The sequence below is a fragment of the Nocardia sp. Root136 genome (genome assembly GCF_001427185.1).
GTDB lineage: Bacteria > Actinomycetota > Actinomycetes > Mycobacteriales > Mycobacteriaceae > Nocardia > Nocardia salmonicida.
Genome location: NZ_LMFE01000010.1, coordinates 508,255 through 530,234, shown reverse-complemented (window position 1 = coordinate 530,234; position 21,980 = coordinate 508,255). Strand labels below are relative to the sequence as shown.

The window sequence follows — 21,980 nt, the reverse complement described above, 5'->3', positions numbered from 1 at the left end:
TAGGGTGTGGGCGTCGGCGCGCTTCGTGCCGCGATGAGCAAGGGGAGATTTCGATATGGGTGTCAGCTTGTCCAAGGGTGGCAATGTCTCACTGACCAAGGCGGCGCCGAATCTCACCGCCGTCGCGGTCGGCCTGGGCTGGGATCTGCGGACCACCACCGGCACGGACTTCGACCTCGATGCCAGCGCCATCGGCCTCGGCGCCGACAAGAAGGTGGTGTCGAGTGGGCACTTCGTCTTCTTCAACAACTTGAAGTCGCCCGAGGGCGCGATCGAGCACGCGGGCGACAACACCACCGGTGCCGGCGACGGTGACGACGAGACGATCAACGTCGACCTGGCCAACACTCCGGCCACGATCGACTCCATCGTGTTCCCGGTCTCGATCTACGACGCGGCCGCTCGCAGCCAGTCCTTCGGCCAGGTGCGCAACGCCTACATCCGCGTCCTCGACCGCAGCAATGGCGAGGAACTGGCGCGCTACGACCTCTCCGAGGACGCGTCCACCGAAACCGCCATGGTCTTCGGCGAGCTGTACCGCAACGGCGCCGAGTGGAAGTTCCGCGCCACCGGCCAGGGCTACGCCTCCGGTCTGGAAGGCATCGCCCGCGATTTCGGCGTCAACCTCTGACGCGTCAGCACTGCCGGTCAGCTGCGTAAACCCCGGATGGCCGGGGCGATCACGCAGCTGACCAGCATGTCGGTCGACGTCTGGCTGCGATGCCCTCCTCAGCGGGCATCCCCATCGGTCGACCTCACCGGCGCCGAGTTCACCCGTGTGGGGTGATGCGGAGGGCGCCGTGGGTGCCGAGCATCGAGTGGACGCGTCGACCGAGCTGAGGAGCGGATGCACGATGGCATTGGATTATGACGATCGCACCGATTTCGAGAATGCCGATCGCGGGTTCATCAAGACCCTGACGCCCATGCGGATCAGCAAGGCCGACGGCACGGTCGTCTTCGATACCAGTGGGTACGGTTTCCTCGACGGGCCGTGTCCGGAGACGGTCGACCCGAGTTTGTTCCGGCAGGCCCAGCTCTGCGTGAAGAACGGGCTGTTCGAGGTCGTGGAGGGCATCTACCAGATCCGCGGCTTCGACATCTCCAACATGACCCTCGTCGAGGGCGATACCGGCGTGATCGTGATCGATCCGCTCATCTCGGCCGAGTGCGCGGCAGCCGGGCTGGCGTTGTATCGCCAGGAGCGCGGTGACCGGCCGGTGACCGGCGTCATCTACACCCACTCCCACGCCGACCACTTCGGTGGCGTCGACGGCGTGCTGCCCGACGGTCGTGGCGAGGTCCCGGTTCTCGCTCCCGCCGGTTTCATGGCGGAGGCCGTCTCGGAGAACGTCTACGCGGGCGTCGCGATGACACGGCGCGGCACCTACATGTACGGCCTCGGGATGACGTCCGGACCCGAGGGCCAGTGCGGCACCGGGCTGGGTATCCAAACCTCCCACGGCACCGTCGGTCTGATCCCGCCCACCGTCGACATCACCCATACCGGACAGCAGGAGACCGTCGACGGCGTCCCGATCGTCTTCCAGATGACGCCGGGCACCGAGGCACCCGCGGAGATGAACTTCTATTTCCCCCGCCACCGCGCGCTGTGCCTCGCGGAGAACGCGACCCACAACCTGCACAACCTGCTGACCCTGCGCGGCGCCCAGGTGCGTGATCCGCGGATCTGGTCGCGCTACATCGACGAGGCGATGGAGATGTTCGCCGTCGACGCCGATGTCGCGTTCGCCTCGCACCACTGGCCTACCTGGGGCGCCGACAACATCATGGGATTCCTGTCGCTGCAGCGCGATCTGTACATGTACCTGCACGACCAGACCTTGCGGATGATGAACGTGGGACTCAACGGCCCGGAGATCGCCGAAGAGTTCGAATTGTCGCCTGCCCTGGCCGATGCGTGGAGCGCCCGTGGTTATTACGGGTCGGTGAGCCACAACGTCAAGGCGGTCTACCAGCGCTATCTCGGCTGGTTCGACGGGAACCCGACCTCGCTCTGGGAGCACCCGCGCACGGCCAAGGCGGTCCGCTATGTCGAGACCATCGGCGGCATCGATGCGGTGATCGAGAAGGGCAGGGCCTACGCCGACGCCGGCGACCTGCGCTTCGCCGCCGAACTTCTCACCCACGCCGTTTTCGCCGAACCGAACAACAAGGCCGCGAAAGACGCACTCGCCCAGACCTATCAACAGCTCGGATTCGGTGCGGAGAATGCCACCTGGCGCTGCTTCTACCTCACCGGCCACAACGAATTGCGCGACGGAGTCCAGCGGACCGAGCTCGACCTCGGCGGCGGGATGGCGGCGGCACTGTCGGTGGAGCAGCTGTTCGACTCGATCGCCATCCGGGTGAACGGTCCGCGCGCGGCGAAGGATTCGTTCCGGATCGAATGGCACTTCACCGACCAGGACTCCGTCGTGCGCCTCACCCTGTCCAATGGCGTCCTGATCCAGACTCCCGATCCGCGGTCGAAGGCCGACATCGATCTCACGCTGACGCTCACCAAGGCGCAACTGCTCGGGATCCTCGCGGGTAAGGGCCTGGACGGGATCGACCACAGCGGCGACCCCGGCGTCCTGCAGCGACTGTTCGGTCTGCTCGATACCCCCGACCCGAACTTCGCGGTCGTCACACCGTGACCTGCGGCGATGCGGCCGCGCCGAAACTGGGCGCTGCCGCATCGCCCGGGCCGGTAGTTCGTTCCATTCGTCCAAGACCGGCGACGGCACTCGGTCATAGCGTTGCCATATGACAACTTCCCCTGGGTACGCGGTAGACGACGAACTCCTGGCCGTGCTCGACGAGTGGCAGGTGGCGATCGTCGCCAACGACGCGGACCGGATCGGTTCGTATATGGCCGACGAGTGGATCATGGTCTCCGAGAACGGCATCACCACCGCCGAACAGTTCCTGGCGTTCGTCCGATCGGGCGATCTCACGCATTCGGCGATGCAGCGCGTCGGCGAGCCGAGGATCCGCTATCACGGCGAACTCGTCCTGCTGACGACCCGAATCACCAATACCGCTCACTACCAAGGCATTCGATTCGACGCCGACGAATGGACCACCGATGCCTTCCTGCACACCGATGGCCGATGGCGCTGCCTGCTGACCCAGATCACCGCCACGAAGAAGTAGCGAGGTCGGCTGCCGGCGTCGACTCGACACTCAGACTTCGGTCGGGGTTCCAGGTTGCGACGGCCCAGATGACGGTGAGGTCGATGGCGATGATGATCACCGACCACCACGGGTAGTACGGCAGGGACAAGAAATTGGCGATGATCGAGAGGGCGGCCAGGCAGTAGGCGAAGATTCGGGCCCAGGTCGCGGTCAGCATCATCCCGATGGCGACGGCCACGAGGAGTATGCCGAGCGACAGGTGGATCCAGCCCCAGTTGCTGACGTCGAGCTGGTAGCTGTACTCGCTCGGTATCAGAAATATTTCGTCCTTGGTGACGCCGGCGATGCCACGCACGATGCTCAGAATGCCCGCCACCAGGAGCAAGATCACCGCGAGCATGGTGATGCCGGCCGCGAAAACTTGGCGGACGGGATACGAGGTGATGGTCATGGTGTCGACGTTAGGGGCCGACGACGACGATCCGAATCCCCCGTTCCGGGTGAACCCGCGCGGCGGCCAGGACGGATTCACCCGAATCGGATGATGTGTGCGACCGGGGTTCTTCGCGACGATGGCGGCATGGATGGAACCGTGACCACCGGCCGGTGGTCACGCTCACAGAAGTGAGGGTCGAATATGTCGTCGGTGTGGGACGTTCTCTGGGTCATCATTGTCAGCTTCTGCTTTGTCGCCTACCTGATGTTGTTCTTTTACATCCTCACCGATCTTTTCCGTGATCGGTCGACCTCGGGCTGGCTGAAGGCGGTGTGGGTGGTGTGTTTGATCCTGCTCCCGCTGATCACCGGACTGTTGTATCTGATCTTCCGCGGCGCCGGTATGGCGGAACGGACCGCCGAAGCGCACAAGCAGGCCCGCACGGAGGCCGACGAATACATCAGGCAGACCGCGGGCACCAATTCCGCCGCTCAGATCGCCGACGGGAAGAAGTTGCTCGACGCCGGCGCCATCACCGATGCGGAATTCCAGCAACTCAAGGCCAAAGCCCTCGGCTGAAATCCGCAGCGCCGCAGCTGATGACCAGCCAGCGGGATGCCTCGACCAGCATCGCGGCCGACGATCCCGAACCCACTTGCTCACGACGGAGCACATGACGAAAGCCGATGTGGTCGCCGGGATTCCGGGCGCGATCGGCGGCCCTCACATCGAATTCTCCCCGGCGACAAGCGTTCTCGGCGAGTCGGTACCGGCCGCCTAGCCGGAAAGGACCGTCATGCTGAGTTTTCTGGTCCCCCAGGAGCAACGCCGATCGTTGGATGAGCTGACCGACAAGCTGGATCTGTCGGTGGGCCAGGTCGACTCGAAGCGGTCGGCGTTCTGGATCATGCTGGTGATGTCGGCGGTGATCGCGATCTCGGGCGTGATCGGCAATTCCACCGCGACGGTGATCGGCGCGATGATCGTCGCGCCGCTGTCGATACCGATCCTCGGTGTCGCGTTGGGGGTGGTGACCGGTCGTGCGCCGTTGCTCGGCCGGAGCCTGTTGCTGGTCGTGTCGGGGATCGTCGTTGTGGTCGCGCTCGGGTTCCTCTTCGCGCAGTTTCTGCCCAATCCCGTCAATGTTCTGTCCAACCCGCAGGTGGTCGGCCGGACCTCGCCGGCGCTGATGGATCTGACCGCCGCGATAGCGACCGGCCTCGTCGCGGCTATCGCGATCGCTCGTCGTGACGTGGGCGACGTGCTGCCCGGCGTGGCGATCGCGATTTCGCTGGTCCCGCCCCTCGGGGTGGTCGGGGTGTGTCTGGGTTCGCACGCGCCCGCACTCGCCGGTGGTGCGTTCGTGCTGTTCGCGTCCAACGTGGTCGCGATGATCATCACCTCGACGATCGTGCTTCTCATCGCCGGGTACGCCGATGACGCGGATCCGGCGACTGTGCGCCGCGGCAAGGCGTATCTGGCGCTCGGCGTGGCCCTTGTGGTGGTGGCGATTCCGATGGTGCTCAATTCGCTGTCCTCGTTGTGGGCCGGTCAGATCGCCGACGCGGCCGTCCTCTGGCTGGGCGACGCACCGGACGCGCAGGTCACCGACGTCACCCTGCAAGGTGGCACCGCGACGGTCTCGATACTCGGACCTCAGCAGTTGCCGCCGCGCGCGGAGTTGCAGCAGGCGGTGAACAACCTCGTTCCGTGGGATCCGAGGGTTGTCATCATCCACACGGTCGGTGGTCGGGTGCAGTAACCGAGTGCACACAACGATGCCCCCACCGGTCGGTGGGGGCATCGTCGGTTGGGCGCTCAGCTGAGCAGTTTGGCCTTCGCGGCGGCGAATTCGGCATCCGACAGCGCCCCGGAGGAGTGCAGTTCGGCCAATTGTCCGAGCTGGGCGACGGTGTCCTGGCCCGCGCTCGCAGCAGCGGGCGGTGGGGGAGCCTGTTGTGGTGGTGGCGGTGCCTGCTGTTCGGCGGCGCGCCGCGCACCCCGGCGATTCACCGCGTTCGAGGTCGCGGTGGCGGTACCCGCGACGACGGCCGTCCTCGCGACGGTGCCGAGTAGTCCTGGTCGCCCGACGCGACCCCTCCGAAGTGGCATAGCGGTTCCTTCCTAGGTGAGGGCGAGCACGGCGTCGACGGCATCGCGCGGTACCTGTACATGCAGCGCGACCTCGCCGTCGGCCGCGCGGACCGCGCCAGCCAGGCGCCGAGCCCACGTCTCCTCGAAAACCACGATGACAGCGGTCGTTCCCGGTTCCATCGACGCGCGGACGACGTCGAGGTCGTCGTCGCTGACGAGGTCGATGTCGGCCGCGGTCAGACCCGTCAGACCCACCTCGGAGATGTCGTCGTCGATCTCGCGTTCGGTGACGGTGCCCGCGGCGTCCATGGACAGCACGACCAGGTCGAGCAGGGTGACCGTGCCCTTCGTGACGACCTCGGCCAGTGCCGCCGAGACGGATTCGTCGATCGCGGTGCCGGGAAAGGTGAGCACAAGGAATTCGACCGGTCCGAGCGTTGCTGGTGATCCCATGGGCCGAATCATGCCGTCGGCGGGTCTGTGGCTGCTTCACCCGATTCGGATGAAAACAGGGGTGCGCAGTTCACCCGGAAGGTGTGAGGCGTGTCGGGAACGGCGGGCTTAGCGTCGTGGCATGGGCTCAGTAATCGGCGGTCTGTTGCCACTGGCGGTGGGTGTCGCGGTCTCGCCGATCCCGATCATCGCGGCCATCCTGATGATCCTGTCGAAGAACGCGGGCGGTGCGGCGAAGGGCTTCGCCGTGGGGTGGGTGGCCGGAATCCTCGTCGTGACCGGCGTGATGACCTTGCTCGCCGGGACGTTGGGCGGCTCGGACAGCGAACCGTCGAGGGGGGCCTCGATCGTGAAGATCATTCTCGGCGTCGCGCTGGTGGTCCTGGCGGTGATCCAGTGGCAGGAACGGTCGCAGACCGAGGTGCCCGGCTGGATGAAGGCGATCGACACGCTCACGCCGGTGAAGGCGCTGGGGCTGGGAGCGCTGCTGTCGGGCGTCAACCCGAAGAATCTGCTGCTGTGTGTATCGGCGGGCGTCGCGATCGGGGCAGGCGGGCTGAGCGCGGGGGGCGACCTGGTCGCGATCGTGGTGTTCACCCTGCTCGCCTCGGTCACCGTCTTGGCGGTGGTCCTCGGGTACATGCTCGCGGCCGACAAACTCGGTCCGATGCTCGACAGTCTGCGGGAGTGGTTGCAGCTCAACAACCATGCGGTGATGGCGATCGTGCTGCTGATCATGGGCGCGGTGGTCCTCGGTAAGGGCATCGGCGGGCTGTAGCGAGGAGGAACCGTGGCGCTGTCGATACCGGCGTTCGAGTCACTGCACGGCTACCGGCGGGCTTGGCTGCGTCCCGATGTGATCGCCGGTCTCACCGTGTGGGCGGTTCTTGTTCCCGAGGCTTTGGCCTACGCCTCGATCGCCGGGGTGCCGCCTGTGGTCGGCTTGTACGCGGCGGTGCCGTCGCTGGTGCTCTACGCGCTGGCAGGCAGTTCGCGGCACCTGGTCGTCGGCCCGATGTCGGCGACCGCGGCACTGTCGGCCGCCGTCATCACGCCGCTCGCGGGCGCCGACAGCGGCCGCTACATCGCGCTGACGGCCGCGCTGGCCATCGCGACCGGCATCGTCGGTCTGCTCGCCGGTCTCGTCCGGCTCGGCTTCATCGCCGCGTTCATCTCCGAACCGGTGCTCAAGGGCTTCATCGTCGGGCTCGCCCTTGTCATCATCATCGGGCAGGTGCCGAAGTTGCTCGGCGTCCCCAAACACGACGGCAACTTCTTCACGCAGGCGTGGGGCGTCCTCACCGAGCTGGGTCACCTCCAGTGGCGCACGGTGACGGTCGGCCTGATCAGCCTCGCGCTGGTTTTCGCGCTGCGCCGGTGGCTGCCGTTCGTCCCCGGTGCGCTGGTGGCGGTGCTGGTCGGCATCGCTGCCGTGGCGGTGTTCGGACTCGAAGACAAGGGTGTCGCGATCGTCGGCCATATCGATGCGGGACTGCCCACGCTCGGCATGCCGTCCGGGGTGTCCTTCGGCGACTGCCTCGACCTGCTCGGACCAGCCGTCGGGGTGTTGTTGATCGGCTTCGCCGAGGGCCTCGGCGCCGCGAAAACCTATGCGGCCAAAGCCGGTTACCCCATCGACGCGAATCGGGAGCTGCTCGGGCTGGGTCTCGCCAATCTCGGTTCGGGGTTCAGTTCCGGGATGGTCGTCAACGGCAGCTTGTCCAAGACGGCGGTCAACGGTGGCGCCGGGGCGAAGACTCAGCTCAGCGGGCTCGTCGTGGCCGGGCTCACCGTTGTGACCCTGCTGTTTCTGACCGGGCTCTTCGAGAACCTGCCGGAGGCCACGTTGGCGGCGGTCGTGATCGCGGCCGTCATCGAGCTGGTCGACATCGCCGCCCTGCGCCGCCTCTATCGGGTCTGGACCCACATGCTCGCCAGCATCTACGGCACAGCGGCGCGCGCCGACTTCCTCGCCGCGATGGCCGCGATGCTGGGTGTGCTGGTCTTCGATACGCTGCCGGGCCTACTCATCGGCATCGGCGCGGCGATCGTGCTGCTGGTGTATCGGGCCTCGCAACCGCATGTGGTCGAGCTCGGCAAGGAAGGGTCATTGTGGGTCGCCGCCGACCGGCACCCGGACGCGGCGACGCGCCCCGATGTGCTGGTCGTTCGGGTCGAGTCCGGCTTGTTCTTCGCCAACTCCGACTATGTGAAGGACCGGATCGAAGGGCTGTGCACCGACCGTACGCGCATGGTCGTCCTCGATGCCGAGACCTCGCCGTCGGTCGACGTGACCGCCGCGACGATGCTGCTCGCCTTGCGGGACACGCTGGCCTCCCGGCGCATCAGGTTCGCCATCGCGCGACCGATCGCCCAGTTCGGTGACGCGCTCGGCTCGGCCGAGCACGGTGACGTTCCGGTCCCGATCTATCCCACCGTCGCCGCCGCGACCGCCGCACTGGCCGGGTCGTGATCGTGCTCGCCCGTCGAAAGGAACGCAGATGAACGGCATTCTGGTCGCCCTCGTCGGAGCGCTGTTGTGCTTCTACGGGATTCGCTCGGTCCACCTGGGCCTGCTCGCGATCGGGTTCGGTCTCGGCTGGCTGATCGCCGACCTGTTCAACGCGAACTTCTGGTGGCTGTTGCTGGCCGGACTGATCGGCGCGGTGTCGGTCTGGGCGGTCACCTCGTTGGTGTTCCATTTCGCCGCCTATTTCATCGGCGGTCTCACCGGCGTGATGATCGGTACCAAGCTGGCGACGGTGTTGCAGCCCGGCGACAAGAACGTCGCCTTGAGCATGATCGTCGCGCTCGCGGTGGGCGTGTCGGGCGCGTTCCTGGCGCAGAAGTTCCGGGCTCGCGCACTGCTGTGGTTGACCTCGATCGGCGGCGCGAGCATGGTGTGCACCGGTGTCGCGCAGTTCAGCGAGTCGCTGTCGTTCCTGCGCGACCCCGAGCCGGGCTGGCAGCAGGTCACCGCCACCCTGGCCTGGGTGGGTCTGTCGATCCTCGGCTGGATCACCCAGCGCCATCTGTTCGCCGAGCAGCTCGGCATCCAGCACCTGGTCGGTGACGACGACGAGCCGGACATGAGTGACCGCAACGGCGGCTGGCCAACGAAGTGACCAGCCGGCGGTCGACACCACCGGCTGGTCGGTTCCGGGTCAGTGGGCGGTGCCGCCCGTGGCCGGGGTGCGGCCGTGCTTCATCACCAGGGCGAAGGTGAGGGCGACGGCCGAGGCCGCCGCGCAGACCCAGAAGCCCAGTTGGTAGCCGCGGTCACCGAACAGGTCGGGCAGCGGAGTGGGCGGTTGGGCCTGGCCACCGACGCTCACCAGAGCGGTCATGCCGTTGCTGTGCAGGAACGCGGTGACGATCGCGAGACCGATCGCGACACCCATGGACTGCATCACGCCGAGCATGCCCATGCTGACGCCCTGCTGTTCCTGCGGAACCGCCTCCACCAACAGGATCGGCATACAGGCGTAGTACATGCCGAAGCCGATGCTGAAGATCGAGTTCACGATCAGGAAGTTGGTGGCGGTCAGCGGCAGGACCGCGAACGCGACGGCCGCGGCGGCGAAGATGACCAGTGCCGCGACGAGCGGCAACCGGGCACCGATTCGCCTGGCCAGCAGGCCCGCTACCGCGCCGAACAGCATCGTGATCACCGAACCGAGCAGTGCGATCCGGACGGCGAACTCGAGCAGGGTGTATCCGCTGCCGTAGGTGTAGCCGGGATCGAGGGTCACCTGCACGGCCTCGATCGGTAGCGCCTGACCCGTCAGCTGCTGGATCTGGGCGAGGGTGCCCTGCTGGACACCGGCGACGACCGTGGACTCGGGCGGCGTCTGGGACATGTAGGCGATGGCGTAGGACACGATGCCGATCTGCAGAGACGCGAAGAGCGCACCGGCCAGCACCAGCGCCACGCGGGGATGGAACAGCAGCTTCATGTCCATGATCGGTGTGGTGGCCCGCTTCTCGACGACGACGAACAACACGAGCAGCACGAGACCCGCGATCAGCCAGGCCAGCGTGGTCGGCTTCGACCAACCCCAGTCGTGGCCCTTGTCGACGTAGATCAAGGTGAGTGCGGCGCCACCGGCGAGCAGTGCGGCGCCGACGATGTCGATGCGCTCGGTGACCCGCAGCTTGGACTCGGGCACGATGAACCACACCAGCGGCAACATCACCACAGTGAACGCCCCCAGTACCCAGAAGATGGCACGCCAGCTGTGGTTGTCGACCAGGTAGCCGCCGAGCAGCGGGCCCGCGATGGAGGCGACGCCGAAGCCGGTCGCGGTGAGTCCGAGAGCGAGCGGAACCATCTTGCGCGGCATCAGATCTCGGATGAGACCGTAGGCGATCACCGCGGTCGCGATGGCGGTGGCCTGCAGACAGCGACCGAACAGGAACACACCCCAGTTGGAGGTGGTCGCGTCGAGAACACAGCCGATGACGAACAGGGCGCCGCAGATGAGGAACATCCGCTTCTTGCCCCAGACATCACTCATCTTGCCGATCAACGGAGACGCGGCCGCGCCGATCAAACCGAAAACGATGATGGCCCAGTTGATGTTGGCCCCGACGCCGGGGAAGCTCGGCGCGATCTTCTGTAGTGCCGCCGCGACGATCGTGTACTGCATCGGGGCGATCTCGGAGAAGAGCACGATCACGGCTAGGACCGTGAAGATCCTCGCGCGCGAAGCGCCTTCGAGTCTTCCGGTGTCGTTGTTCTCCGGGGTGTCATTGCTATCCGGTTTGATGGTACTGGTGGACATGGCCACGCTCCGTTGTTCGGGAACTGCGTTCGAGATGGTGGATCAGGACGGTTAGTAGATGTAGGCGGTGTGGGCAAGGTCGGTGACGGAAGTGCCTGCCCGGACGATGAATTCGCCCGGTTCGCTCGCCCAGCCGTGCTCGCCCCAGTGCTGGAAGGCGCGAGCGGGCACTGTGACAGCGACCGTGCGGGTTTCGCCGGGCGCGAGGCTGACGGCGGTGAAGCCGGCGAGCCATCGGACGGGACGATCGATGCTGCTGTCGGGACGCGAGAGATACACCTGCACAACATGTTTGCCTGGTCGGTCGCCGGTGTTGGTCACCGTCAGTGTGACGTTTCGGCCTTCGACCGTGAGGTCGCTGGTCTCCCAGGTGGTGTAGCCGAGGCCGTGCCCGAACGGGTAGGCCGGCTCGATGCCCGCTTTCAACCAGGCGCGGTAGCCGATGTGGATGCCCTCGGTGTAGTCGAGCACGCCGTCGACGGGGGTGGTGTCGAGCACGGGGACCTCGGCCATGGTCTTGGGCCAGGTGGTCGGCAGACGGCCACCGGGTTCGACTGTGCCGGTGAGGACATCGGCCAACGCGGCGCCGAACTCCTGGCCGGGGAACCAGGCGAGCAGCACGGCGGCCACATCGTCGCGCCACGGCATCTCCACCGGCGCACCGGAATTCACCACGACCACCGTGCGAGGGTTCGCGGCGGCGATCGCCGAGACCAACTCGTCCTGGCGGCCGGGCAACCGCAGGGAGGTGCGGTCGACGCCCTCGCTCTCGATCTGCTCGGTGGTGCCGACCACGACAACGGCCACGTCGGCCGCCGCGGCCTGGGCGACCGCGGCCGCGAACTCCTCGTCGTCGGCACGCTGGGGACGGCGGATACCGAGCGTCGCGCCGAGAATGATGCCGAGGCCCGGCATCGCTTCCTCGATGCTGGTCACCACGCGGACATCGACCTCGTCGCCGACGGCGAATGTGCGCGTGACGTGGCGCTGCGGCGGGTTGAGCAGTGCGGCGGCCGGGTCGCCACCGTCGAGCACCATGTTCTCGTCGAGCACGGTTTCGCCGTCGAGGTCGAGCCGGATGTGGCCGACCCCGCCGAAACCGATCTGCCATTCCCCGGCCATGTCGGCGCGCAGGCGCGTGTGCAGTTCGATCGTGTTCGACTGCGCCGCGAGCTCATCGCCGAGCAGTACCAGTCGGCTCGTGGTGCGGTGCTGGGTGCCGAGCTCGGTCTCGTCCTTGAAATAGCGGGCAGACAAGCCGGACTCGCCGGTTACGGGGTCGGTCATGATGGCGAGCGGGGCGGGGATCAGTGCTTCGGACAGGTGCACGCCCGCGGTGTGCGTCAGCGGAAGTCGGCCGGTGAGACCTTCGACCGGCGTCGTGGTGTGGCCTGGAATGACGGTGACACTGCCGCCACCGAGGAACCGGGGTTCGCCCGCCGACGGGCCGAGCAGGGCGACGGTGGTCTCCGGCGCGAGCGGCAGGATTCCGTCGTTGCGCACCAGGACCATCGCCTCGGCGGCGACCCGGCGAACCAGCTCCTGTGCTGCTGCGTCACTGAAAGCCGGTGTGGGCTCAGGTGTTCCGTCGAGCGCGCCGACGCGGTGCGCGAAACGCAGGATGCGACGGACCTTGTCGTCGATCACGGATTCGGCGATCTCGCCGGACCGGACCTTCTCGGCCAGCGGGTCGCCCCACAGGTGCCACGGTCCCGGCATACACAGGTCGGTGCCGTTGGCCGCGCTCTCGGTGCTGCGGATGGCGGTCCAGTCCGAGACGACGACACCGTCGAATCCCCATGTGCCTTTGAGTGGTTCGTCGAGCAGGGGGTTCTCGGTCATGGTGGTGCCGTTGACCGAGTTGTAGGCGTCCATGAGCATCCACGCGCCCGCTTCGACGGTGCGCTCGAACGGGTAGAGGTACAGCTCGCGCAGTGCGCGGTCGCTGACCCGCACGTCGACGGTGAAGCGGTCGGTCTCGGAGTCGTTGGCCACGTAGTGCTTCGGACACGCGCTGACCCCGTGCGCCTGCACCGATCGCACGTAGGCCGCGGCCATCTCGGCGGTGAGCAGCGGATCCTCGGAGAAGCATTCGAAATGCCTGCCGCCCAACGGCGAACGATGCAGGTTCATTGTCGGGCCGAGGACCGCGTAGACATCTTTGCGACGCGCTTCGGCGGCGATGAGCGCGCCGATCTCGGTGAGGAGTTCGGGATCCCAGGTCGCGGCGACCGCGGTGCCGGAAGGGAGACTGACCGAGGGATCTCGCTCGTCCCAGTTCTCGCCACGCACCCCGGAGGGGCCGTCGGACACCGGCATCTCGGCAAGTCCGATCGCCGGATCACCGGCCATCCGGAACAGCCCTGCGCCTGAGATCAGGCGCAGCTTGCCCTCCAGGTCCAGCTCGGCGAGTAGTTCCTTGATGCGGTCTTCCATGAAATACGCAGCCTTTCGTCGATCAGTGAGTGAGGGTGCTGGCTTGCTCTGACCAGTGCGGGTTGTGCAGGAATTCGCCGGTACCTGCGACGAATGCGTCATGGGCGGCCGGATCGTCGCGCAATTGGCCACGGAACCACGCTGCCGAATAGCCGAGGTAGCGGTAGACGCCTTCGGTGCAGCTGTAATTGGTGCAGTCGGGCTGGCCCTGGATGTCGTTGTGCTGGGCGCCGACCAATGCGGCGCGGGCCTTGGGCACGTTCGCGGGCAGGGCGTCGTAGTACGCCTGCATCGATTGCAGGCCGATCAGCTCGGCTGGCAGTGGTTGGGTCCCCGGCGAGATGCCGTCGGCCGAACCGTTGACCAGCAGCACCGAGCCCGAGGTGATCGCGCTGGTGTCGACACAGGTGCTCTGGCCGTCGACCGGCGGCAGCGACGAACAGACCGCGGCCAGCGGCATCTCGAGGGTCACGGCGGTGTCGACCACTCCCGCGCCGCGGGCGAGCGCGTTCAGCGCGCCGAGCCCACCTTGCGAATGACCCATCGCACCGACCGAGTCGGTGTCGACCTTGCCGTGGAAGATGCTGCTCGGGTCACTGTTCTGCGCGGCGAGGTAGCGCACGGCGTCGAGCATCTGCACGCCGGTTCCGGTGTCGGTGCGGTCGGCGGCGATGACGATGAAGCCCCACGACGCGAGGTGTGACAGCAGATAGGCGTACTCACGGGGGTGAGCCATGGTGCCGTTGCCCCAGGTGATGACCGGGTGGGTGACGCCAGGGCGGAGGTCGGCCGGGTACCAGATGTCGTAGCTGTCGCCGGTCGACGTGCAGCAGTCGATACCGGTCCGCTCGGCCACCGCCCAGGGGCCCGGCGCGTAATAGGTGGCTTCGACCTGCGCGGCGGGTTGATAGGACGGCGCCCCCTGCGCTGGTGTCACCGCCGTCGCCGCGAGGACGAGCAGTGCGATGGAGATCAGCGCGGCCCGGGCGCCATCGCGCGGGCGCCGACCGGACAAGACGGTTTTATTGCTCACGATCTCGGACGATAGGGAGACCGGCCGCGGTGCACGGCATGCCGCGCCGTCTTGCAGACTGTTTGCAGACACCCCACGCGGGGAATAACGGCAACGTATTCTCGAAATGATGAACGAGTCGATCCGCATTGTCGCGGACCTCGCATGAGCGAGGTCGGCTCGGCGCTGCGTGTCGCACGAACGGCTGCGGGGATCAGCCTGCAGGGCATGGCCGCGCGCACGAATTATTCGAAGCCGTATCTGGGCCAGCTGGAGACCGGGGCCCGGGTCGTGCGCGCCGAGCACGTGGTCGCCTACGAATCGGCGCTGGCCACTCCGCTCGATCACCTGCTCGACCGGCTCACCGTCGAATCGGTCAACGAACTCGACGATCTGCCCAGACAACTGTCCTCGCTGCTGCTGCCGCCGGTCGCGCACCCGAGGACCGATCACCCGACCTTCGCGGCGACAGAGCTGGCCGACGCCGAGCAGTTGGCGATCTGGGCGCGTGGCAGGCAATGGGCCGACGGGCAGGCGCCGCGCCAGGTCGTCACGGCCTGGTTGGCCGCGAATCTACCCAGGTTGCAGCAGCTTTCGGACCCGAGCAGGCACGGACGTGCCCTGCGAGTCGGTGCGGAGCTGGCCGATATCGCGGCCGCCATGAGTTGGGACGTGGAGGACATCACCGCAGCGCGTCGGTACTCGGTCGCCGCCGCGCGACTGGCCCACGCGGCGCGCGACACGGTGCTGACCGCTGCGATCCTCACCGAGTCGACCTGGCAGTTGCTCGACAGCGGGAGGCCCGCGGAAGCACTGGAAGTGGCCCAGCTCGCGCAGTACGTGGCGCGCCGGACGGCGACGCCACTGCTGCGGGTCGCCCTCGCCGAGTTGGAGGCCTACGCGCACGGCATCCTGGGCGAACATGCCGCGTTCCAGCGCGCGATCGTCGTCGCGGTGGAATGCCGTTGTGAAGCGGCGGAGACTGTCGCCGGTGACAGCGTCGCCGACCGGAGCCTCACCGCGGCCACCGTCGGCATGATCCTCGGACCGCGCCGGGACTGGCCAGGGCCAGGGCAGCAGTGGCGGCTGCTCGGCAACAGCTACCGTCACCTCATCGCTACCCGCCCCGACCTGGCTCGTCTCGCCTTCGGCGAGATGCACACGCCACTGTCGCAGGATTTCGTGACACCGGCGACGGCCGCGATCTCCTCGGCACGCCTACAGCTGATGCTCGGCGAGCCCGAACTCGCTGTCGACCAGGTCGGTCTCGCCTTGTCGCTGTGCGGTCGACGACCGGTGGGCCGCACGGCCGCACGGCTGTTGGATTTTCGGCACGAGTCGACCGAATTCGCCGCGGTCTCGGCGGTCGGCGAGGTCCGCACCGCCATTCGTGAGCTGGTCGCGCATCCCGAGTTCGCCCACGACAGTCGGCAGACGCTCAGCCCGTAGCGGTCACGCCGCGCTGGGAGATCAGCATCCCGATGATCCCGGATTCCTGGCTCTGTGTGCTGATCATGTCGCGGGCCGCCTGTTCGACCGGCCCACCGGTGGACAGCTCGTCGAACGACTGGGCCATGGCGACGCCGCCCTGGTGGTGGCGATACATCAAGCGCAGAAACATCGCTTCGGCCTCTGCGCCGTGAGCCACAGCCAGGGCGTCGAGGTCGGCGCGAGTGGCCATACCGGGCATGGTCGTGGCTGCGGCGCCGTGGTGACCGGTGGGCATCCACGACATCGGGTGCGGGTTGGTCGGGGTCGCCGCGGCCAACCGGAGCCAGCCGAGCATCATGCCGATCTCGAGGCGCTGGGCATCGGCGATCTGGTCGGCCAGCCGCCGCACGGTGGGATCGACATCGGCGGCAAGGCGCTCGACCAGGACGAGCGCCTGCTGATGGTGACCGGTCATGTCCTGCACGAAGCCGATCTCGGTGGGCGTCAAAACTGTTGTGACAGTGGCAGTTTCGGAGAAGAAGAGCGGTCGGATGGCCGCCCCGACCACCAGCAGCAGCAATACCGTCGCCGCACCCGCGACGCCGAGCAGCACCCGCCGGCTCATGAGCCGACCGTCGACCGCTGATCGGCGGGCGGGGTGTACACCTCGGGGGACAACTCCAAGGTCAGCAACCCGTTGTCGGCGCAGGTGGTCCACAGCTGATTGCCGCGCCACTCGGGTGCGGAGAAGCACCAGTCGGTGGAGAGGTCGCCGAAGGCCACGTCGCCGGTGCGCGAACTCAGTGCCTGCTCGGGATCGAGGACGCCCGCCTCGACGGCCTGCATCACCGACGGCGCGCTGAGCAGCGGCAGGCCGATGATCGAGGCGAGCGCGTGCGGGGAGTTCCACAGGTCGGCGTTCTGGCCGGTGCGCGCCGGTGGGTTGTAGTAGGCGATCTCGCGCACCTTCAACGGGTCGCGCACGTCGAAGATCCGGACGCCGGAGGAGATCCAGCCGCACGCCAGCGCGGTGGGGTTCACCGCGCGGTCGGCGGAGCAGTAGTGGGCGTCGTAGGCGAACAGCGACCCGCCCATCCCGGAGGCGAGCGCGGTGTCGCGGTGCTGCTGCAGGTTGATCTCCAGCTTGATCGAGTTCACCACGCGCGGATGCGTGTCGTCGGAGATGTCGATCAGTTTGACGCCGCCCGAACCTGCCTCGTCGGTGGTGAACAGATGGGGCACGCCGTTGTAGGTGACGGGGACGTTCTGCTGGGTCGCCCAGCCGTCGGTCCAGGTCAGCTGGGAGATGATCGGCACCTGCGGATCAAGGTCGCGGCGCTGCACCGCGGAGGTGTCGAGGATGGTCAACCCGCCCATATTGTTGGCCAGATACATCCGGTTGCCGTCGGCGCGCAAACCCATCCCGTGCATGGACTGGCCGGGCATGCCCTGCCAGATCACGCGGGGGTCGGCCGGGTCGGTCAGGTCGACGGCGCTGACGATGCCGGGGATGACGCCCGATGCCCAGTAGGTGCGGCCGTCGGGGGAGAAGCCGCCTTCGTGGGCGGTGATCGGGACCGGCAGGCTCACGTCGGTGCCGGGTCCCGGGTTGAGCAGGCGTGGGTGCGCGCAGTCGGAGATGTCATAGATCGAGATCAGTCCGGCGCCGGTGAACGCGGGAGCTCCGGTGCCGACCAGCAGCTTTCGCGCGGCGTTGACCTTGAGGCTCTCCCAGGTACCCGCCAGCATCGCCGGTTCGGTGAGGGTGGCGGTGAGCACCGGGTTCGCCGGATCGGCGACGTCGATCACCTGCACGCCCTGCGCCGGACCGAGCAGGTTGCCGGGGAAGAAGCTGCCGAGGTAGACGCAGTGATCGAACTGCGTCGAGGTGATTCCCGCGCCGCGGCCCGCGTAGCCGCCGATGCGGTTGATGTTGCAGCGGTAACCCTGGGTGCTGCGGCCGCTGTCACGGTCGGCGGCGGGCACATCGCCCTGGAGGCCGGGTTCGGGCAGGGAGCCGTCCGCGCAGCTCGCGCGGGCGACGGCGGTATCGGCGAGGGCGCGGTCTTCCAGGACGACTCCTACGGAGTCGGACTGGGCGAGGCCGATCGCGGAGGGCACCAGCAGCACCGCCGCGGTAGCGATCAACAGGTGGCGGAACGGAGTTCTCATTTCGCACTTTCGTGGTGAGTGGCCAGGGTGACCAGGGCCGCGGCGGTCTGGCGGCAGAACTGCTCGCCGTCCTCGTCGCCGCGCGTGAGGGCGCGCAGCAGCGTTGTGCCGCGCAGAAATTCGAAGATCAGGTCGGGATCGCAGTCGGGGGAGGCCTGGCCGGACTCGATCGCCGCGTCGATGGTGGCGCGCAGCCCGACCCGGGCCAAGCCCTCACCGCGTTCGCGCAGCCTGCGGTAGCTCGCCTCGTCGTCGTGGTAGGCCGAGAGCAGGCCGGGGATGCCCGACCGAGCCGCTGGATGGGTGGCCGCGGCGAAGAAGAGCTTGGTCCACCCGAGCAGATCCGCGCCGATATCGCCCGTCGGCTGCGGGACGACGCCGGTCTCGAGGGCGAAGATCGCGTCCTCGACGAGGTGGATCTTGTTGGGCCACCGGCGGTAGATCGAGGTGGCGACCACCCCGGCCCGCCGCGCGACTCCCTGGATGGTCGTGGCCTGGAAACCTTGCTCCACCAGCAATTCCTGGGTGGCGCGCAGCACCTGATCATCCAGGTTCGGGTCACGAGGGCGGCCCGGTCCCGGTCGGGTCTCGCGACGTTCACTCACCGTTCACTCCTCTGTAGGCGTCGGCAGAGCGTAGCCGAGAATCGGATCTTATTAAAAACGCTTCATGGTGTATTCGAATTAGCTAACTTGAAACGTGTTCTACCCCCACTCTCGAAGGAATGGCCCATGTTGACTCCCCAGGACGAGCTGCTCTGCCACCAATTGCCGACGACGTTCGACCACGTCGTCCAGAGCGATCTGCGCTGGACCGAGCGCATCGTGCTCTACGGCTTCGACACCACCGGCCGGGTCAGCGTCATGACCGGCATGGCGCGCTACCCCAACCGCAATGTGATGGATGCCTACGCGATGGTCACCATCGACGGCACCGCGCACGTGGCGCGGCTCTCGCGCGAGATCAGCGGCAAGTACGACGACCTGGGCGCCTGGCAGATCGGCCCCTACCGCTACGAGATCACCGAGCCGCTGCGCGGCGTGCGCGCGACCCTCGGCGACAACGATCACGGCCTGCGCCTCGAACTGAACTTCGCCGGCCAGTTCCCCGCCTACGAGCAGGAACCCGCCTTCTTTCGCACCCGTGGCCGGGTCCGTGAGGACGCCCGCCGCTACTACCAGAACGGCAAGATCTCCGGTTGGCTCGAGGTCGACGGCGAACGCATCGAGATCGACCCGAGCACGTGGTGGTTCGGACGCGACCACTCGTGGGGCACGCGCCACGGTGGCGGTGGCGGCAGCCTCGGCGAGGGCGGCGGCCTGCAGCCCTCGGAGATCCCCGACGGCGTGCTGTACTTCATGGGCATCTTCCAGTTCGACGACGAGTTGGTCCACTTCGCCCAGCGTGAGACCGCCGACGGGCAGCGCTGGCACTTCGAGGGGTCGATCCAGCGGCCGATCGAGGCGGACGTGCCGACCGTGCCGATCGTCAGCGTGACCCACGATCTGAAGTTCCGCGACGACTTCCGGATCGTGTCGGAGGGCTCGTTCACCGTCGACGCCGCCGACGGCAGTGAGCGCACTTACTCGGTCACCGCACTGCACGATTTCTGGCCCGGCCTGGCCGGATACGACATGTATCGCGGCTACGCGTCGGGGATCTGGAAGGGCGAGTCCTTCAGCGACGGCTTCACCGTGGATCTCTCCGACACCGCCGAACTGCGCCCGGTGAGCATGCTCACCGAGACCTTCGTCAAGGTCGAGTCCAGCGACGGCAAGGTCGGCTATGGCCTGGTCGAGATGGTGTTCATGGGCCGCAATGCCCGCTACGGGTACGAGGGGTACTGATGACCACTCGCCCCTCCTCGGAAGATCTGCCGAACGCTGTCGTCCCCGTGCTGCGCAGTGGTTTTCCCGACGCCGAGTCCGCGCGGGTGACGAACTGGTCGGCCAGCCCGCGCGGTCTCGCCACCGAGACCTTCCTGTTCGACCTCGAACGCGCCGACGCCGAGCCGGTCTCGCTGGTGCTGCGTCGCCCGCCCGAGGTGGCGCTGTTCCCCGACTACGACCTGCTGCGACAGGTCCTGGTCATGCGCCGCCTGGCCGAGACCCCGATCGCCGTTCCCTCGGTGCGCTGGCTCGACCGCGACGACGCGAAGCTCGGTAGTCCGTATTTCGTGATGGACCGCATCGACGGCTCGGCGCCCGGTGACCTGCCCTCTTATCACTCGGCCGGTCTGTACTTCGACGCCGATCCCGCCGATCGCGCCAAGATGTGGTGGGGCTGCGTCGACACGATCGCCGAGATCCACCAACTCGACTGGCGCAACCTGAACTTGGACTTCCTGTCCTTCCCGAAGTTCGGCGCGGCACCGCTGGAGCAGATGATCGGTTACGTCGATTCGGCGTTGGCCTGGGCCACCACCACGCAGCCGCCCGCGCTGCGTCGGGCTGTCGAATGGTTGCGCGCCAACCTCTACGAACCCGAACACGTCACCCTCTGCTGGGGCGACGCCCGGATGTCGAACATCCTCTACGACACAGAGTTCCGCGTATCAGGCGTGCTCGACTGGGAGATCGCCTACATCGGCGACCACGAGGCGGACCTCGCCTGGATGTTGTTCCTGGACTGGGCGTGCTCGGAATTCCAGGGAACCGAACGACTCGCGGGTACTCCCACCCGCGAGGAGTCGATCGCCCGGTACGAGGAACGCAGCGGCATGAAGATCCGCAACCTGCGCTACAACGAGGTCCTGGCCGCGGTGCTGCTCAGTATTCCGTTGCTGCGCATGGCCCATCGTTTGAACCTGCCGTCGGAGATCGACATCACCGCATTCTGCACACAGCGGGTCGAGCAGTTGCTCGGCGACGAATAGGACAGGTGCCGACTCGAATACGGATCGGTGCGATCCGTATTCGAGCGGCTGGTCAGGTGAGCACGCGTTGGTGACGATCTGGGTCGAAGGTGGGCAGGGGAGCGCCGGTGCGCAGGATGCGGGCGATCGCGGGCTCGGCGAGATGCAGACGACCGATCGCGACCAGGTCGAATTCGGCGTCGGCCAGCCGTCGGTAGAGACCGTCGAGTGCGGCCGGTTCGGAAATGTCTCGCTCGTGCAAAGACGTGCTCAGTCCGACGCTGCCGACGGCCATGCTGTGCGCGCCGGTCAGCTTCTTCGCCCAGCCAGCCAGGGTCAGTTCGCTCCCGGCGAAGGCCGGTCGGTCGAAATACCTGCTGCTGGCGTCGAATACATCGACGCCGGCGTCCCGCAGCGCGGTGAGGATCACGCCGAGTTCGTCGGGGTTCTCGGCGATGCGTGCGCTGTAATCCTGCTGTTTGTGTTGGGAGAAGCGGTAGAAGATCGGCAGTCGCGGGCCTATTTCCCGGCGGATCGCGCGCACGACCTCGACCGGGAAGTTGACGCGTCTGCCCAGGTCGCCGCCCCAGTGGTCGGTGCGTTGGTTGGTGGCCTCCCAGACGAACGCGTCGAGCAGATAGCCGTGGCCCGCGTGGATGGCGATGCCGTCGAAACCGACCGCGATCGCGTTGCGGGCCGAGCGCACGTAGGCGGCGATCACGTCCTCGATGTCGTCTTCGGTCATGGGAGCGGTCGGTGTGGTCACCGTCGACAGGTAGCGCTGCGAGTACGTCGTGCGCCCGACCCGACCCCACAGACCCGACGGGCGCAGGGGTGTGAGCGCCGGGTCCACGCGGGCCATCGCGCCCCACAGCGGGCCGACGTGCCACAGCTGCGGCACGATCCTGCCGCCCGCTTCGTGCACGCCATCGACCACGCGGCGCCACCCGGACAGGGCTGATTCGCCGTGTAGCCGAGGCACTTTCGTGCTGTCGACCGCCATCGGATGATCGATCGCGACGCCTTCGGTGATGATCAGGCCCGTCCCGCCTTCGGCACGCCTGCGGTAGTACGCGGCGACCTCCTCGCCCGGTGTGCCGCCGGGGGAGTGCTGGCGGGTCATCGGCGACATGACGATGCGGTTCGGCAATGCCAACGGCCCGATGA

Annotated in this window: 21 protein-coding genes; 11 read left to right on the top strand and 10 right to left on the bottom strand. The window is 67.2% G+C overall.

Annotated features, from left to right (window positions below; genetic code table 11):
- The first annotated feature begins 55 nt into the window (after positions 1 to 55).
- From ASD42_RS27425 to ASD42_RS27415, 3 genes are all read left to right on the top strand, one after another.
- Positions 56 to 631: a TerD family protein gene (locus tag ASD42_RS27425; RefSeq protein ID WP_056821714.1), complete on the top strand. Its 576-nt coding sequence runs from the start codon at positions 56 to 58 to the stop codon at positions 629 to 631.
- Between the two features lie 223 nt (positions 632 to 854).
- A complete protein-coding gene (locus ASD42_RS27420) occupies positions 855 to 2,660 on the top strand; it encodes an alkyl/aryl-sulfatase (protein WP_056821886.1) in 1,806 nt (601 codons plus the stop codon).
- A 109-nt stretch (positions 2,661 to 2,769) separates the two neighbouring features.
- Positions 2,770 to 3,159, top strand: a complete 390-nt coding sequence (locus ASD42_RS27415; RefSeq protein ID WP_056821712.1) for a nuclear transport factor 2 family protein — start codon at positions 2,770 to 2,772, stop codon at positions 3,157 to 3,159.
- On the opposite strand, the gene ASD42_RS27410 is transcribed toward ASD42_RS27415, so the two are convergent.
- Positions 3,140 to 3,592 carry a DUF7144 family membrane protein gene (locus tag ASD42_RS27410; protein WP_056821710.1) on the bottom strand — a complete coding sequence of 151 codons (453 nt, stop codon included), beginning with the start codon at positions 3,590 to 3,592 and terminating at the stop codon, positions 3,140 to 3,142. The two genes, ASD42_RS27415 and ASD42_RS27410, sit on opposite strands and share 20 nt — an antisense overlap.
- Before the next feature lie 186 nt (positions 3,593 to 3,778).
- Here ASD42_RS27410 and ASD42_RS27405 point away from each other — a divergent pair, with 186 nt between their 5' ends.
- Positions 3,779 to 4,156: an SHOCT domain-containing protein gene (locus ASD42_RS27405; protein WP_056821708.1), complete on the top strand. Its 378-nt coding sequence runs from the start codon at positions 3,779 to 3,781 to the stop codon at positions 4,154 to 4,156.
- 217 nt (positions 4,157 to 4,373) lie between these two features.
- Complete coding sequence (locus ASD42_RS27400; protein ID WP_056821706.1) at positions 4,374 to 5,339, top strand: DUF389 domain-containing protein; 966 nt, start codon at positions 4,374 to 4,376, stop codon at positions 5,337 to 5,339.
- A gap of 56 nt (positions 5,340 to 5,395) precedes the next feature.
- Here the strand turns inward: ASD42_RS27400 and ASD42_RS27395 are convergent, their stop codons facing one another.
- Complete coding sequence (locus ASD42_RS27395; protein WP_056821705.1) at positions 5,396 to 5,689, bottom strand: SHOCT domain-containing protein; 294 nt, start codon at positions 5,687 to 5,689, stop codon at positions 5,396 to 5,398.
- Positions 5,690 to 5,701: 12 nt separating this feature from the next.
- Positions 5,702 to 6,124, bottom strand: coding sequence for a DUF6325 family protein (locus tag ASD42_RS27390; protein WP_056821702.1), 423 nt, complete (start codon positions 6,122 to 6,124; stop codon positions 5,702 to 5,704).
- Positions 6,125 to 6,245: 121 nt separating this feature from the next.
- Here ASD42_RS27390 and ASD42_RS27385 point away from each other — a divergent pair, with 121 nt between their 5' ends.
- The 3 genes from ASD42_RS27385 to ASD42_RS27375 are packed head-to-tail and all read left to right on the top strand — an operon-like array spanning position 6,246 to position 9,249.
- Positions 6,246 to 6,902: a GAP family protein gene (locus ASD42_RS27385; RefSeq protein WP_056821700.1), complete on the top strand. Its 657-nt coding sequence runs from the start codon at positions 6,246 to 6,248 to the stop codon at positions 6,900 to 6,902.
- 12 nt (positions 6,903 to 6,914) lie between these two features.
- Positions 6,915 to 8,597 (top strand): SulP family inorganic anion transporter, encoded by a 1,683-nt coding sequence (locus tag ASD42_RS27380; protein WP_056821698.1) that lies wholly within the window; start codon positions 6,915 to 6,917, stop codon positions 8,595 to 8,597.
- A 28-nt stretch (positions 8,598 to 8,625) separates the two neighbouring features.
- Positions 8,626 to 9,249, top strand: coding sequence for a DUF4203 domain-containing protein (locus tag ASD42_RS27375; RefSeq protein ID WP_056821696.1), 624 nt, complete (start codon positions 8,626 to 8,628; stop codon positions 9,247 to 9,249).
- A 39-nt stretch (positions 9,250 to 9,288) separates the two neighbouring features.
- Here ASD42_RS27375 and ASD42_RS27370 read toward each other — a convergent pair whose 3' ends face one another.
- From ASD42_RS27370 to ASD42_RS27360, 3 genes are read right to left on the bottom strand one after another with little or no spacing between them, the layout of a single operon-like run.
- Positions 9,289 to 10,908 carry an MFS transporter gene (locus ASD42_RS27370; RefSeq protein ID WP_056821694.1) on the bottom strand — a complete coding sequence of 540 codons (1,620 nt, stop codon included), beginning with the start codon at positions 10,906 to 10,908 and terminating at the stop codon, positions 9,289 to 9,291.
- 51 nt (positions 10,909 to 10,959) lie between these two features.
- Positions 10,960 to 13,344, bottom strand: a complete 2,385-nt coding sequence (locus ASD42_RS27365; protein WP_056821693.1) for a beta-glucosidase family protein — start codon at positions 13,342 to 13,344, stop codon at positions 10,960 to 10,962.
- Positions 13,345 to 13,366: 22 nt separating this feature from the next.
- Entirely contained in the window at positions 13,367 to 14,377 is a 1,011-nt protein-coding gene (locus tag ASD42_RS27360; RefSeq protein WP_162256241.1) for a poly(ethylene terephthalate) hydrolase family protein, read from the bottom strand.
- Between the two features lie 144 nt (positions 14,378 to 14,521).
- On the opposite strand from ASD42_RS27360, the gene ASD42_RS27355 reads away from it, so the two are divergent.
- Complete coding sequence (locus tag ASD42_RS27355; protein WP_056821690.1) at positions 14,522 to 15,805, top strand: helix-turn-helix domain-containing protein; 1,284 nt, start codon at positions 14,522 to 14,524, stop codon at positions 15,803 to 15,805.
- Here ASD42_RS27355 and ASD42_RS27350 read toward each other — a convergent pair.
- The 3 genes from ASD42_RS27350 to ASD42_RS27340 are packed head-to-tail and all read right to left on the bottom strand — an operon-like array spanning position 15,795 to position 18,564.
- A complete protein-coding gene (locus ASD42_RS27350; protein WP_056821687.1) occupies positions 15,795 to 16,412 on the bottom strand; it encodes a DUF305 domain-containing protein in 618 nt (205 codons plus the stop codon). The two genes, ASD42_RS27355 and ASD42_RS27350, sit on opposite strands and share 11 nt — an antisense overlap.
- Positions 16,409 to 17,959, bottom strand: coding sequence for an LVIVD repeat-containing protein (locus ASD42_RS27345; RefSeq protein WP_056821685.1), 1,551 nt, complete (start codon positions 17,957 to 17,959; stop codon positions 16,409 to 16,411). The genes ASD42_RS27350 and ASD42_RS27345 overlap by 4 nt, the downstream gene beginning before the upstream one ends.
- A complete protein-coding gene (locus ASD42_RS27340) occupies positions 17,956 to 18,564 on the bottom strand; it encodes a TetR/AcrR family transcriptional regulator (RefSeq protein WP_056821683.1) in 609 nt (202 codons plus the stop codon). Before ASD42_RS27340 ends, ASD42_RS27345 begins: the two co-directional genes overlap by 4 nt.
- Positions 18,565 to 18,690: 126 nt before the next feature.
- Here ASD42_RS27340 and ASD42_RS27335 point away from each other — a divergent pair, with 126 nt between their 5' ends.
- On the top strand, positions 18,691 to 19,806 hold the full coding sequence (locus ASD42_RS27335) for a hypothetical protein (RefSeq protein WP_056821681.1): 1,116 nt from the start codon (positions 18,691 to 18,693) through the stop codon (positions 19,804 to 19,806).
- Positions 19,806 to 20,834 (top strand): phosphotransferase family protein, encoded by a 1,029-nt coding sequence (locus tag ASD42_RS27330; RefSeq protein ID WP_056821679.1) that lies wholly within the window; start codon positions 19,806 to 19,808, stop codon positions 20,832 to 20,834. The genes ASD42_RS27335 and ASD42_RS27330 overlap by 1 nt, the downstream gene beginning before the upstream one ends.
- Positions 20,835 to 20,886: 52 nt before the next feature.
- On the opposite strand, the gene ASD42_RS27325 is transcribed toward ASD42_RS27330, so the two are convergent.
- Positions 20,887 to 21,945, bottom strand: a complete 1,059-nt coding sequence (locus ASD42_RS27325; RefSeq protein WP_442938676.1) for an oxidoreductase — start codon at positions 21,943 to 21,945, stop codon at positions 20,887 to 20,889.
- Positions 21,946 to 21,980 lie beyond the last annotated feature (35 nt).